General features: G+C 57.0%; 17 protein-coding genes. 15 read left to right on the top strand and 2 right to left on the bottom strand.

Annotation, left to right across the window (positions count from 1 at the left end; genetic code table 11):
* Window positions 1-42 precede the first annotated feature (42 nt).
* Window positions 43-207, top strand: coding sequence for a hypothetical protein (locus tag B7X65_RS13820; RefSeq protein WP_293594882.1), 165 nt, complete (start codon window positions 43-45; stop codon window positions 205-207).
* Between the two features lie 660 nt (window positions 208-867).
* On the opposite strand, the gene B7X65_RS23910 is transcribed toward B7X65_RS13820, so the two are convergent.
* Both B7X65_RS23910 and B7X65_RS13815 read right to left on the bottom strand, forming a co-directional pair.
* On the bottom strand, window positions 868-1,086 hold the full coding sequence (locus B7X65_RS23910) for a helix-turn-helix transcriptional regulator (RefSeq protein WP_363104228.1): 219 nt from the start codon (window positions 1,084-1,086) through the stop codon (window positions 868-870).
* Window position 1,087: 1 nt separating this feature from the next.
* Window positions 1,088-1,402, bottom strand: coding sequence for a hypothetical protein (locus B7X65_RS13815; protein ID WP_293594881.1), 315 nt, complete (start codon window positions 1,400-1,402; stop codon window positions 1,088-1,090).
* Between the two features lie 74 nt (window positions 1,403-1,476).
* Here B7X65_RS13815 and B7X65_RS13810 point away from each other — a divergent pair, with 74 nt between their 5' ends.
* The 14 genes from B7X65_RS13810 (at window position 1,477) to B7X65_RS13745 (ending at window position 12,270) form a co-directional block, all read left to right on the top strand.
* Entirely contained in the window at window positions 1,477-2,193 is a 717-nt protein-coding gene (locus B7X65_RS13810) for a recombination protein NinG (protein ID WP_293594880.1), read from the top strand.
* Window positions 2,194-2,307: 114 nt separating this feature from the next.
* Window positions 2,308-2,760 carry a hypothetical protein gene (locus tag B7X65_RS13805; protein ID WP_293594879.1) on the top strand — a complete coding sequence of 151 codons (453 nt, stop codon included), beginning with the start codon at window positions 2,308-2,310 and terminating at the stop codon, window positions 2,758-2,760.
* A 52-nt stretch (window positions 2,761-2,812) separates the two neighbouring features.
* On the top strand, window positions 2,813-2,965 hold the full coding sequence (locus B7X65_RS13800; protein WP_293594878.1) for a hypothetical protein: 153 nt from the start codon (window positions 2,813-2,815) through the stop codon (window positions 2,963-2,965).
* Window positions 2,962-3,138, top strand: a complete 177-nt coding sequence (locus B7X65_RS13795; protein ID WP_293594877.1) for a hypothetical protein — start codon at window positions 2,962-2,964, stop codon at window positions 3,136-3,138. The genes B7X65_RS13800 and B7X65_RS13795 overlap by 4 nt, the downstream gene beginning before the upstream one ends.
* A 203-nt stretch (window positions 3,139-3,341) precedes the next feature.
* Window positions 3,342-3,770 (top strand): hypothetical protein, encoded by a 429-nt coding sequence (locus tag B7X65_RS13790; RefSeq protein WP_293594876.1) that lies wholly within the window; start codon window positions 3,342-3,344, stop codon window positions 3,768-3,770.
* 474 nt (window positions 3,771-4,244) lie between these two features.
* Window positions 4,245-4,718, top strand: a complete 474-nt coding sequence (locus B7X65_RS13785; RefSeq protein ID WP_293594875.1) for an HNH endonuclease — start codon at window positions 4,245-4,247, stop codon at window positions 4,716-4,718.
* Between the two features lie 45 nt (window positions 4,719-4,763).
* Window positions 4,764-5,210, top strand: a complete 447-nt coding sequence (locus tag B7X65_RS13780; RefSeq protein WP_293594874.1) for a terminase small subunit protein — start codon at window positions 4,764-4,766, stop codon at window positions 5,208-5,210.
* On the top strand, window positions 5,191-6,501 hold the full coding sequence (locus B7X65_RS13775) for a phage terminase large subunit (RefSeq protein WP_293594873.1): 1,311 nt from the start codon (window positions 5,191-5,193) through the stop codon (window positions 6,499-6,501). Before B7X65_RS13780 ends, B7X65_RS13775 begins: the two co-directional genes overlap by 20 nt.
* A gap of 25 nt (window positions 6,502-6,526) precedes the next feature.
* Complete coding sequence (locus B7X65_RS13770) at window positions 6,527-8,704, top strand: hypothetical protein (protein ID WP_293594872.1); 2,178 nt, start codon at window positions 6,527-6,529, stop codon at window positions 8,702-8,704.
* Window positions 8,701-9,039: a hypothetical protein gene (locus B7X65_RS13765; protein WP_293594871.1), complete on the top strand. Its 339-nt coding sequence runs from the start codon at window positions 8,701-8,703 to the stop codon at window positions 9,037-9,039. The genes B7X65_RS13770 and B7X65_RS13765 overlap by 4 nt, the downstream gene beginning before the upstream one ends.
* On the top strand, window positions 9,036-9,335 hold the full coding sequence (locus B7X65_RS13760; protein WP_293594870.1) for a hypothetical protein: 300 nt from the start codon (window positions 9,036-9,038) through the stop codon (window positions 9,333-9,335). The genes B7X65_RS13765 and B7X65_RS13760 overlap by 4 nt, the downstream gene beginning before the upstream one ends.
* Window positions 9,336-9,371: 36 nt before the next feature.
* Window positions 9,372-10,154, top strand: coding sequence for a hypothetical protein (locus B7X65_RS13755; protein WP_293594869.1), 783 nt, complete (start codon window positions 9,372-9,374; stop codon window positions 10,152-10,154).
* A gap of 133 nt (window positions 10,155-10,287) precedes the next feature.
* Entirely contained in the window at window positions 10,288-11,265 is a 978-nt protein-coding gene (locus B7X65_RS13750; protein WP_293594868.1) for a hypothetical protein, read from the top strand.
* A 33-nt stretch (window positions 11,266-11,298) separates the two neighbouring features.
* A complete protein-coding gene (locus B7X65_RS13745) occupies window positions 11,299-12,270 on the top strand; it encodes a DUF5309 family protein (RefSeq protein ID WP_293594867.1) in 972 nt (323 codons plus the stop codon).
* The last annotated feature ends 1 nt before the right edge of the window (window position 12,271 follow it).

The following is a 12,271-nucleotide window of genomic DNA, read 5'->3' as shown; positions in this document are numbered from 1 at the left end:
GCCGATTATCGATTTTTGCTTGGCCTTGACGGGGGACTTGTCTTGAACTGCGCCGACTGCAAAAACATCACCCGCCACAAGCAGGCCAGCCAAGCGATGTACGCCCGCAAGCACGGATTCAGCGGCTGCGCGCTTCAGCCGGCCTACGTGTATTTTTCGCGCCTCTATGAGCGGCAGTGTGCTGATTTTGTGAGGGTGGCGGGATGACAGTAGCCGTTCTTTTTGCCCGCAGCGACTCGATTTACAAGACGCTGCCAGACGTGGACGTTTACGACATTGACCGTGATGCCAGGACGTGGAGTGGCGACGGCCCAATAGTTGCCCATCCTCCATGTAGGGCTTGGGGCCGCTTGTCACATATGGCAAAACCCCGCCCAGACGAAAAGGAGTTAGCTGTATTTGCCGTCAACCAAATTAGAAAGTTTGGCGGGGTTTTGGAGCACCCATCTGCATCTAAATTGTGGCCGGCTATGGGGCTTCCAAAGCCCGGAGAGGTTGATTGTTACGGGGGGTGGACTTTACCGATACATCAACACTGGTTCGGGCATAAGGCTGAAAAATCCACATTGCTTTACATCGTTGGATGCCGGCCGGGTGATGAGCCGCCTATGCCTATGGTGCTTGGGCTGGCTAAGTATGTTGTAGCGTCTAGCTTACACAGAAATAAAAAAGCGACATGGGCGCGCCCGGAAATTCCAGATGCGGAAAGGGAGCACACCCCGCCAGAACTTGCTGTTTGGCTTGTTGAGTTGGCAAAGCGGTGTTCAAAGGTTGCCGCATGAACCCCACCGACCGCCAAAAATCCATCCATGCCGCAAGGGTGTACCTGATGCAGTCACGGGCGACGAAGCATCGCGGGGTGGCTGCTCAGACCTTTCGATTTCTCCGCGCCTTGATGTTGAGTAACTCCCATAAGCCGGGATGCATGGCGGCTATGCCAGCCTCCCAGTCCTGCAGTGTCCGGCGGGTGCTGCTGACCTGTGCTGCGCACTCTTCCTGCGTCCAGCCCGCAGATTTTCGGAGAGTTTGCAGGGCCTCTGGCGAAAAGGCCACCAGGGGCCTGCTGCGATTCGGATGGTTCGCCATATCAGGCGCTGCTAACTTCTTTGTGAAACCGTGCCGGGACCTTGGCAACTGGATTTTGATAGGCGTCCTCAAAGTGAGTAGGGAGCTTGCCGTCGATCAAGTACGCCCAGGACCGTCCGTTGTCGTCGTCGCGCACCAGCACGGGATCGTAGTGAACATGCCCATCTTCAACATCGTGCGCCTTGAGTTCGTCCAATTGACTTTTGAGGCTTTTGAAATCTGGCTGGAAAAGATGGTCCAGCACGTCATTAAGGCCATCGTCCTTCCCGGTGTAGTCAATCGTTTCTTCGATATCCCATTCGTAAGTAACAGTCATGATTTTCCTTTTGCCCCTGTGCCCGAGGCGCGGTGGATTAATTTAATCCATGACTGTATTATAGCACGGAATCCGTGCTTAGCAACTACCGTTCGTCGGAAGGTTTTGGCGCGGCGCGAGTGCTTGCCTGTGCAGAGGGGGTTGCTGTGATCCAGACCAAGCCGCCAAAACTCAAGGTGTGCAAGGTCTGTGAGTGCAACTTCCTTGCCCCGCCCGGATTGCTTCGCGCTAAGGTGTGCGGCCCTGTATGCGCTGGGAAGATTGGCAGGGCGCAGCGCATCAAGGCTGAAAAGGCCCGCCTGGTCAGGGAAAAGCGCGAGACACGGGAAAAGCTGTCCATCCTAAAGCCACGCGGCTACTGGCTGGCCCGCGCAAAGAAGGCCATTCAACAATTTCGCCGCCTGGAAGAACTGGCAAAGGGCCGGGGCTGCATGAGCTGCGGACGGTCACAGGAGGAAGTCACCGGAACCGACTCATGGAAACCGGGCGGCTTATGGGACGGCGGGCACTTCCTGAGTAAAGGCGCCCGCCCTGAATTGGCCCTTGAGCCGCTGAATATCTGGCTGCAATGCAAGTCCTGTAACGGTGGATCTGGCAAGTACGCCCGCAAGGGCTACACGGTAAACCAGTCGTTTGAAGCAAACCTGATTGCGCAGGAAGGCGCTGAGCTTGTCGAGTGGCTGAAAGGCCCGCATGAGGCAAAGCACTACGAGACGGACGAAATCAAGTCGATTGAGGCGACCTACACGGCAAAGACCAAAGAACTGAAAGCGAGGCAAGCACATGCATAACGCCCACATCCTGAAATGGTATCGCTGGAGGATTTGGGTAGCTGGACAGCAGGGCCGTCTGATGCGTAAGACCTTCCTGATCCAGTGGCACAACGAAGAATTGGCGAGGGCTGCATGAAAGCCATGCTAATCAAGTCCCCCGCTGGTTTGCGCGGATCAACCCCGGCAGATCAGGAGCTGTGGGCGAAGTTCAAACGCAAGCTGGAAACCATGAAACCCGGAGCCTGGTTGCGCATGGAGTGGTCAAGCCCGCGCAATGGCCCGCACCACCGGAAATTCATGGCGCTTGTGCATTTGGTGACGGAAAACAGCGAGGTTTATAACACGCAGGCTAAGGCACTGGTGGCGATCAAGCTGGCCGCCGCCTACTTCGATCCGCACATCGACCCGACTACCGGGGAGGTCACAAAGATACCGCATTCGATCAGCTATGACGCGATGGGGCAGGAGGACTTCGACGTGTTTTACAGCGCCGCGCTTGATGGCGTGTTGCAAGTCATTTTGCCGACCATGAGCCGCGAGACAGCCGACAAGCTGATGGACATGATTGCTGATGGCTGGGCCTAACTTTGATGCCGAGCGGCCCCGGCACCGGGCGCAACAACCGAAAGGAATAGACATGGACAAAGCAGCAATAAGAGCCGAGCTGATGAAGTTCACAGACCATGCGCAGAAAAAAGGCATGAGTTTGGCCGGCGATTACGTGAGGTTTTTCAACCAGAAAACCGCGATGGCTTGGACTAAGTGGCTGGCAGCGCCACGGGACAAATGAACAAAGACTACACCCCGATCCCGGCCCGAAACGCCGAAATAGTAGCCCGAATCCAGCAAGGCGAAAAGCGCTACATGCTGGCAGAGGAATACGGACTGACCAAGCCGTCCATCACCATGATTGGCAGGAAGGCCGGCATTCCCGCCTACACCCGCCCGGGGCGCAGCCAATGAACCACGGCGGCAAACGAGCAGGGGCAGGAAAGCCCCGCACCCAGCTAGACGAAAGGCGCGTTCTGGTGCTGATGGCCCAAAAGGTCAGCCAGCGCGAGATAGCACAGAGGTTCGGGGTGACGCTGGGTGTGATTCAGTACTTCGCCCGCAGGCAGGCGGCAATCAAGGCTGCGGAATCGGTTAACAACTAAAAGGACGGAAACATGGCACGCAGACTAAAAATCCTTGAATCACACACCGACCTTTGCGCCCTGCTTGACCGCTGGGTAATCCACCAGATGAAGTCTGTAAGCGGCGGGCTGGGCTACCCGCGCAAAAGCCTGGACTTTGCCTACATTCAATCGCCGGCCAGCTCAATCGACCCCACGGGCTACGCCGCAGAGGACCACAGCGACACGGACGCAGCCTTTGCCAGCCTGTGCGAAGCCGATCTGCAATTAGCCGCCGCAATCAAGATGCACTACATGCCGTGGACCATCATGGCCCTGATGGGTGAGGGCTACCCGTTTTCGCCAGATAAAACCTTCTATAACCGCCTTGTTCGGGCGCATGTGTGGATGGAAAGCGAGCTTTTCCGGGTTTTGGAAGAAAGAAAGTCTAAAAATCGTGAAAATATCAGGAAATATGCTTGACAGCGCCCGGAAATTACAATATTCTGTCGATAAGTGATATGGTGAATACCTGTCACCCCGCAAGCAAAGCGGGACAAATTCCAAGCCGCCGATAGCAATATCAGGCGGCTTTTCTGTTTCCGTGCCCACAAGCGCAACCCCATGCGGGCCACGTCTTCACCGTAACTATCGCGCCACCGCTCACGAAGCACAGGTTGCTACTCGATAACGGACGTGGCCCCGCTGTTTCACAACACCAGCTAAGCCCATAGCTGGCTGCCCAAGGCAGGCTCCGCATAGCTAGTGCCCCGGGCTTGCAGGGCACGTAACACCGCAGGCGCGCAGCAGCTTCGCTGTCAAGACGTAATGCGCGGCCACAACACAACACAGGGTCACCAACCCTGAGATTTCAAGCAATACCTAGCCTGGCCGGGTGAAAACAGAGAACGCCACTCTGCTGGTATTTGCTCCTAATGGCGGTGAAGGGCGATCACCATGAAAAGCATTCTTGTTAGGTTGTTGAGTAAATACAAGGTGGATGAGTCTTCTGGCTGCTGGAACTGGACTGGCGACAAATACCGCAATGGGTATGGGCGAATCAGGGAGGGCGGCGCATCGAAGCGATTGCTTCGGGTCCACCGCGTTTCCTTTGAGCGGCACAAAGGCCCGATTCCCGCTGGTTTGGTTGTTATGCATGAGTGCGACAACAAAGCGTGCATTAACCCGGCTCATTTATCAGTTGGGACGGTTAAGCAAAACATCAATGACGCGATAGATCGTGGGCTTTCAAGGCCATTCCGAGCGGGTGTTCTCAATTCATCAGCAAGGCTTGATTGCGAGCGTGTTCAGCAAATACGGCAGGACTACAGCGCAGGCGGCATTAGTCAGCGGGTGTTAGCTCAGATGCATGGAGTGGCAGAAAGCACGATTCAGGCGTTGATAGGCGGCAGAAGTTGGAAGTCAGACTAGGAAACATAAGGGCCGAGCAAGTCGAAAGGCACTCGGGAGAACATCATGGGACGACCAAGCAACTACAGCCAAGAGATTGTTGGCGCTATCTGCGAGCGCCTCGCCAACGGTGAGAGCTTGAGGAAGATTTGCGCTGATGACGATATGCCAGCCATTTCGTCGGTGTTTCAGTGGTTGTCGCTGCACAAAGAGTTTGCGGAACAATACGCGCGCGCGAGGGAAGTGCAGGCCGATACGCTGTTTGACGAGATTCTGGAGATCGCGGACAACGGCTTAAATGACACGTACACCGACGAACAAGGCAATGTCAGGACGGATCAGGACGTGATTGCCCGGTCCAGGCTGCGGGTTGACTCGCGCAAATGGATGGCTGGCAAGCTGCGGCCTAAGGTGTACGGCGACAAGCTGGCGCTGGGTGGCGCGGATGATCTGCCGCCGATCGCGGTTGTTAGCCGTGTTGAGTTGGTGGCGCTTGACGACAGCCAAAATTAAGCTCCCTAAGAAGCTCATTCCTGTATTTGCAGGCAGGGCTGACGTAAGGGGTGCAAAGGGAGGGCGCGGCTCAGCCAAAACCCGCAGCTTCGCCAAGATGATCGCCGTCGAGGGCTACCGGCACGGGATGGCGGGCACAAGCGGAATCTTGCTGTGTGGCCGGCAGTTCATGAACTCGCTGGCTGATTCCTCACTGGAAGAGTGCAAGCGGGCAATTGAAGACGAGCCGTTCCTTGCCGCGTATTACGAAATCGGCGACACGTACATAAAAAGCCGCGACGGGCGGATTTCCTTCGCCTTCGCTGGCCTTGATCGCAACATCGCAAGCATCAAGTCCAAGGGCCGGATTCTGATTTGCTGGGTCGATGAGGCTGAGCCGGTCACCGATACGGCCTGGTCAACGCTGATCCCGACTCTGCGCGAAGAAGGCTCAGACTGGAACGCTGAGCTGTGGGTGACGTGGAACCCCAAGCGCAAGACTTCGGCGGTTGAAAAGCGGTTTCTTGGCACCAACGACCCGTTAATCAAGATCGTCGAGCTGAATTGGCGCGACAACCCCAAGTTTCCCGCCAAGCTAGAGCGCGAACGTCTGCGCGACAAGGAAGAGCGCCCCGATCAGTATGGGCACATCTGGGAAGGCGAACACGTTTCAGTCGTTGAGGGCGCTTACTTCGCCAAGCAGATCACAGATGCCAAGGCGCAGGGGCGAATAACCCGCATCTCAGCCGACCCTTTGCTGACGTTGAAAGCCTTTGTGGACATAGGCGGCACAGGCGCCAAGTCTGACAACTTCGTTATCTGGATTGAGCAGTTCGTGGCCCGTGAAATCCGCGTGTTGGACCATTATGAGGTGCAAGGGCAACCCATTAGTGCGCACCTGATCTGGCTGCGCAGCAAGGGCTATATCCCTGGATTGGTGACGATCTGGCTGCCACACGATGGCGACACGCAGGAGAAGGTTTACGACACGTCCTACCGTAAAGCGTTTGAAGACGCCGGCTACGCGGTTGAGGTGGTAGAAAACCAAGGTAAAGGCGCGGCCAGCCAGAGGATCGAAGCGGTCCGGCGAGTGTTCCCCATGATGTGGTTCAACGAAGAGACAACACAAGCCGGGCGCGATGCGTTGGGCTGGTATCACGAAAAACGAGATTTAGAGCGTGGCATTGGTTTGGGGCCTGATCACGATTGGGCATCCCATTCATCGGATGCCTTCGGGCTTGGTGCAACGGTGTACGAAATACCCAACCCGAACGCGCAAAAACCCATCGAATACAAGCGGAAATATCTATGAAACAACTCAAGCAGAAGGCCGCGTAATGGCAAAAATGGACGAAATCTCGCTACTTTCGCACCTGCAAGCGCTAGAGCAAGACTCGTCCGCGTTTACCTGGGGTGAGTTGGCATCCGAGCGCGAGCGCGGCATGAAGGACTACTACCGCCAGCCCTACGGCAACGAGGAAGAAGGGCTGTCGGGCATCGTCACTAGCGAAGTGCAGGACACTATCGAGTGGATCTTGCCAGACCTGCTGGATATTTTCACCAGCAGCGACCAGGCGGTGAGCTTTGAGCCATCCAGCGAAGAAGATGTGAATGGCGCTGAGCAGGCCACGGATGCTTGCAATTACGTGTTTTACAAGCAGAACAACGGATTCCTGAACCTGTACACCGCGTTTAAAGACGCTCTGATGGTGAAGAACTGCGCTGTGATGTGGCGCAAGGAAACCAAGCGCACCAAGAGCGTTACGCCAGTGCAGGGCGCCACCGCTGAAATGCTGGCAATGCTGATGCAAGAGGCCGGCAAAGACGCGGAGATTGAGTCGGCTACGCCTATCGAGCCGCAGCCGATGCAGGGGCCTGATGGTCAGCCGATGCTGGACATGATGGGTCAGCCGATGCTTGGCCCGCAGATGTACAACGCCCGCATCAGCAAGATCGAGCAAAAAACCACCATCAAGGTCGATGTTTTCCCGCCCGAGGACTTGCTCATTAAGCGCGATTGGACTAGTCCGCTGCTGGCAGATTGCCCTTATGTCTGCCGCAACATGCCGGTGACGCTGTCTGACATTCATGAGATGGGTTACACCGATGTGACGGTTGAGGACCTTGATTCGTCGGACGACGCAGGCAAGAGCGCGGACGGCTCCTACCGCATGAACCGCGCCGGCACGAACGGCGATGCCTTCTCCGACAACCGGACAGCCTCCAACGAGGATGACAGCCAGACACAGGGCTTTCTGCGGATTGAATTCGTGTTGGTGGACTTCGACGGCGACGGCATCGCAGAGCGGCGCTGCATCTACCGCCTGAAAGACAAGATACTCAAAAACGAGGAAGCTAGCCACGTACCGATCGCCACCGCATCGCCGATTCTGAACCCGCACCGCTGGGACGGCATGAGCATGCAGGAAGTGGTGAGCGACCTGCAGATTCTGAGTACCGAACTGACGCGCCAAATGGTCGATTCGGGCCGCTTGGCGTTGAACCCGCGCACCAAAGTACTGACGGATAGCAACGGCTCGCCATACGCCAACATTGACGACCTGTTGGACTCGCGTGCCGGTGGTCTGGTGCGACAGAGCCGGGTTGATGCGACCGCTGAGATGATTACCCCGTGGGTGGGTGGGCAAATGTTCCCGATGCTGGAATACAAAGACGCCATGCTCGCCAAGCGCACGGGCGTTTCAGGCCAGTCGCAAGGTGTGGACGCAAATGCCTTGAACCGTGGCGGCAACTACGAAACCCGCGTCATGAACGCCGCACAGAAGCGCATCAAGCTGATCGCCCGCGTGTTCGCCGAAGTGCTGCTGAAGCCTACATTCCAGGGCATCCTGAAGCTGCTGACCGAAGGAGACATGGAAAAACTGTCATTCCGCCTGCGCAACAAGTTTGTGCAGATGGACCCGAACGAATGGCGCGACAGCTACGACATGACCGCCAATGTTGGCCTTGGCACGGGCGACAAGGAGCAGCAAACGATAGTTTTGCAGGCTATTGCCCAATCGCAGGCAGGGATCGCCATGTCGCCGTTTGGCAAACTGCTGGTGACGCCTAAAGGCATCTATAACGCACAGGCTAAGCTGGTGGAGCACGCTGGCTTCAAGAATGTTGGCGACTTCTGGCAAGATCCGGGCGACAAGCAGCCCGAGCCGCAACAGCCGCCGCCTGATCCTGCTATCCAACTCAAGCAGATGGAACTGCAGGCCGACGCGCAGAAGTTCCAGGCCACCAGCCAGCAGGAAACGCAGCGCATCAGCTTTGAAGCGCAAGCCAAGGCGCGAGAGCAGGCCAACACGCTGATGCTGCAGCAGCAAAACGACGAACGCGACGCGCAGCGGGAACTGGCAAAAGCCCAGTATCAGGCCCAACTGGACCGGGCGCAGATCGAGCTGGACCGCTACAAGACCGACCGCGACAACGAAACACGGATTCAGGTCGCCATGATTAACCAACAAGGCCGGCAACAAGCCAGGGCACAACAGGAGCCACAAGCATGACCATCAGGACTTTCACAGCACTTGCCAGCGCAGCGCGCACCACATCTGGCACCGTTGACCTTGACGCGGTGCCGTCAGAGTATCAGGAATTGTCTGTGTACCTGGATGTGACAGCGACATCAGGCACATCGCCATCGATGACCGTCACCTACCAATCCAGCCCGGACGGCGTGACATTCTTTGACAACACGGCAGGCGCTGCGATTACTGCTGTTGGCAAACAACTGATCAAAGTGCCCAGCACCATCGGCGGTTATGGGCGGCTGTCCTACGCCATCAGCGGCACAACCCCATCGTTCACATTCTCGGCAGTGGCGGAGTACAAACGCTCATGACCGAGCAGCAGACCGCAAGCATGGGCGTCAACGCCCGCCAAGTCCTCGACAACGCCGCCTATCAAGCCGCCATGACCTCGCTCAAGGCGCAAGTGGTGCAGCAGTGGAAGGATTGCCCGGTGCGCGACAAGGAGGGCCAGTTGCTGCTGCTCCAGCTTGCCAAGCTGGCCGACAAGTTCGACGGCATCTTGAGCGGAATGATTGAGGCGGGCAAGTTTGCTGAGCACAAGATTGACCTCGATGCAGAGCGCGACGAATCGCGCGGCCGCAGGATGCTGCGTAGGGCGTGGGGCTAACGGCAGGACTTACATGAACATTTTTAAGGGCAAGACATGACGACACAAACAATACGCAACGGGCTAAGCATTGTGATTAATGTTCCACCAGGCCAAAGTGTCGCGGTGGTTGCGGTATCGGGGACTTACAGCGCGTCGATTACGGCGGGGGCTGGTATTGGTGTGATTGCTACGGCTGCAACAGGCGGGACGTATGGCCCATACACTGACGGAACGGTCATTTTGCTAACTGCGAGCGCATTGAGTGAAATCGACTTTGATGTGGCTGTCACGCCTGTGATTATCTCTGACACACACGTCATCGCCGTCATTGATCCAACAACAGGGGCGCAGGGCGTGGCCTTGCTTGGAACGCCTACCTCTTTGGTACTTACAAACGCCACTGGCTTGCCTACTGCTGGCCTAGTTAACCTCGCTGTCACCACGGCTAAGGTTGCCGATCTTGCAGTCACCACGGCAAAAATAGCCGACGGTGCTGTTACATCAGCACAGAACAAAGTCAAGGCGGTTGTAGCTCTCGCAGATGCTGCCGCGACACTTACGGCAGCGCAGATGGTGGATAGCAGCATATTTACCATCACGCCGACGGTTGCACGCACCTTGACTACTGATACTGCTGCCAACATCGTCGCAGCCCTGCCACGTTATCAAGTTGGCACGTGGTTCGACATCATCATCGTCAACACCGCCGCTTTTGACGTTACTTTAGCGGCAGGGACAGGGATAACAATTGTAGGCAAGGCAATCATCAACAACGTCTCTGGCACTTGGAGAGCGAGGATTGACTCCGCCACCGCAATAACAATCTATAGGGGATAAGTAGGAAATATTTGAACGGACCCGATAAGGGTTAACAGTTACCGGCTAATCACCTAGCCTTTCCGGCCTCCGCAGTGAGGCGTGCCATACCCGCCCCGGTGACTTGGGCGGCGGGTTCGACTGAAAGCAAACCATGAGCACTGGACAAGCCGAACACGCCCCAGCAACTATCGATGACCTGGCCGATTTCCTTGTGGACAACTCCGACGCCGACGCAGCGGAGCCCACGGACGAGGAAAAAGACCAACCCTCCGAGGAATCCGATGAGGACAACTCCGACGAGGCAGACGACAAAGCAGACCCTGCTGACGACGAATCGCCCGATGAGGACGAGGAAGCCGAAGACGCCAAAGAGCAGACAAGTCTGAAATTCAAAGTCCCCGTCAAAGGCGAAGACGGAGCCGATACCACGATTGAAGTGGACGAAAAAGAACTGGTGGCCGGATACCAGCGTCACAGCGATTACACGCGAAAGACGCAGGAACTGGCGACAAAGGAACGCGAAGTCACGCAGGTTCTAACGACCAAGCTCCAGGAGGGGCAGAGTTATTACATGCAGCAGGCGCAAATGGCACATGCGGCTGTCCGGCAATTCGCGGGCCTGAAATCTCCTGATGAAATGGCGCAGCTTGCGCACATCGACCCGGCAGCCTGGGTGCAGGAACAACAGCGTGAGCGCTATGTTGCAGCAACCCTGCAGCAGATCGAGCATGGCCTGCAGCGCGAAACCGCTGAGCAGGAAAACACGCGCAAGCAGAATGAATCGCAGGCGTATGAGGAAGCATGGACGGAACTGAAAAAGGACGGCATCGACAAGACCGCCCTGAAGAAAGTTTTCGACACCATGCGCGACAAGTACCAGGTGCCCAATGAGCGCCTGGCAACAGTCATGGACCCAAAACTGGTCCGCATCATGCGCGACGCAGCCGCGTATCAGGAGCTGAAAGACAAGAAGGCGGCGGTGACGAAGAAGGCGCAAGACGCGCCAAAACTTCCAGCCCAGCGCCAGAGCGTGCCCAAACAAGTGCAGCGCGACCAGGCACTCAACAAGCGTTTTGCCACCGGTAAGGCGAAATTGAGCGACCTCGCTGCTTACATCGCAAACAGTTAATCGCATCGCTAAGCAGCGACCGAAAGGTTAGAAATGGCTCTCCCAACAAACACATATACCCGCTATTCGGTGGGTACGAACGCACGCGAAGACCTGATCGAAAAGATCAGCAACGTGTCACCCGAAGAAACCCCCGTTATCTCCAGCTTTGGCCGTGCCACTGCTGAGAACACCTACCACGAATGGCAGCGCGACACCCTGCGTGCAGCCAACGCCGATAATGCCGCGCTGGACGGTGACGACGCATCCGGTTCGGCAAAAGCCGCGCCTGGCCGTGTTGCCAATTACTGCCAGATTTTCCAGGACACCATCGTCGTGTCTGGTCGGGCAGAAATCGTCAAGAAAGCGGGCATGAAGTCTGCATTGGCCTACCACAAGGCCAAGGCTTACAAAGAGCTGCAGCGCGACATGGAGGCTGCTGCGCTGTCCATCAATCCGGCTGTGGCTGGCGCCGCTGCCACTGCTCCGAAGCTCGGCAGCCTCGGCGTGCTGATCTACACCAACGCCCTGCACGGCGGCGCGGGCGCAACGGCTGCGCACACCACTGGCGCTCCCACGGTCGCCAACACTGCCGGCACCAACCGCGCCTTCACCAAGGCGCTGCTGGACACCGCCGCTTCGCAGACCTTCACATCTGCGGGCAAGGTGCCCGAGATGATTGTTGTATCTCCGGCCCACAAAGTGCTGTTCTCCGCCTTTACCGGCCTTGCCTCGAACCGCTGGGACGTGACCAAGAAGGACACACAGGGCGCAGTGGTTGGCGGGGCGGACGTTTACCTGTCCGACTTCGGCAAGATGACCATTGTCCCGCACTACCTGATGGTGGGCGCGGATCGTGTCTACGGCCTGAATCCTGAGTACGGCGATGCGGTCTACCTGCGCGGCTTCCAGTCGGCCAAGCTGGGTAAATCCGGCGACAGCGAGCGCGAGCAGGTTTTGGTGGATTCAACCATCCGCCTGACCAGCGAAACGGCACACTTCGCCATCAAAAACCTGACCCCCTGAT

The organism is Polaromonas sp. 39-63-25 (assembly GCF_002278925.1).
In the GTDB taxonomy this organism is placed as follows: domain Bacteria; phylum Pseudomonadota; class Gammaproteobacteria; order Burkholderiales; family Burkholderiaceae_C; genus Polaromonas.
This window is presented reverse-complemented; position numbering and strand designations above follow the sequence as displayed.

Bases quoted from the DNA above. Each gene is read 5' to 3' on its own strand.
- B7X65_RS23910 (WP_363104228.1), bottom strand. From the start codon at position 1,086: ATGGCGAACCATCCGAATCGCAGCAGGCCCCTGGTGGCCTTTTCGCCA.
- B7X65_RS13815 (WP_293594881.1), bottom strand. From the start codon at position 1,402: ATGACTGTTACTTACGAATGGGATATCGAAGAAACGATTGACTACACC.
- B7X65_RS13805 (WP_293594879.1), top strand. From the start codon at position 2,308: ATGAAAGCCATGCTAATCAAGTCCCCCGCTGGTTTGCGCGGATCAACC.
- B7X65_RS13800 (WP_293594878.1), top strand. From the start codon at position 2,813: ATGGACAAAGCAGCAATAAGAGCCGAGCTGATGAAGTTCACAGACCAT.
- B7X65_RS13795 (WP_293594877.1), top strand. From the start codon at position 2,962: ATGAACAAAGACTACACCCCGATCCCGGCCCGAAACGCCGAAATAGTA.
- B7X65_RS13790 (WP_293594876.1), top strand. From the start codon at position 3,342: ATGGCACGCAGACTAAAAATCCTTGAATCACACACCGACCTTTGCGCC.
- B7X65_RS13785 (WP_293594875.1), top strand. From the start codon at position 4,245: ATGAAAAGCATTCTTGTTAGGTTGTTGAGTAAATACAAGGTGGATGAG.
- B7X65_RS13780 (WP_293594874.1), top strand. From the start codon at position 4,764: ATGGGACGACCAAGCAACTACAGCCAAGAGATTGTTGGCGCTATCTGC.
- B7X65_RS13770 (WP_293594872.1), top strand. From the start codon at position 6,527: ATGGCAAAAATGGACGAAATCTCGCTACTTTCGCACCTGCAAGCGCTA.
- B7X65_RS13765 (WP_293594871.1), top strand. From the start codon at position 8,701: ATGACCATCAGGACTTTCACAGCACTTGCCAGCGCAGCGCGCACCACA.
- B7X65_RS13760 (WP_293594870.1), top strand. From the start codon at position 9,036: ATGACCGAGCAGCAGACCGCAAGCATGGGCGTCAACGCCCGCCAAGTC.
- B7X65_RS13755 (WP_293594869.1), top strand. From the start codon at position 9,372: ATGACGACACAAACAATACGCAACGGGCTAAGCATTGTGATTAATGTT.
- B7X65_RS13750 (WP_293594868.1), top strand. From the start codon at position 10,288: ATGAGCACTGGACAAGCCGAACACGCCCCAGCAACTATCGATGACCTG.
- B7X65_RS13745 (WP_293594867.1), top strand. From the start codon at position 11,299: ATGGCTCTCCCAACAAACACATATACCCGCTATTCGGTGGGTACGAAC.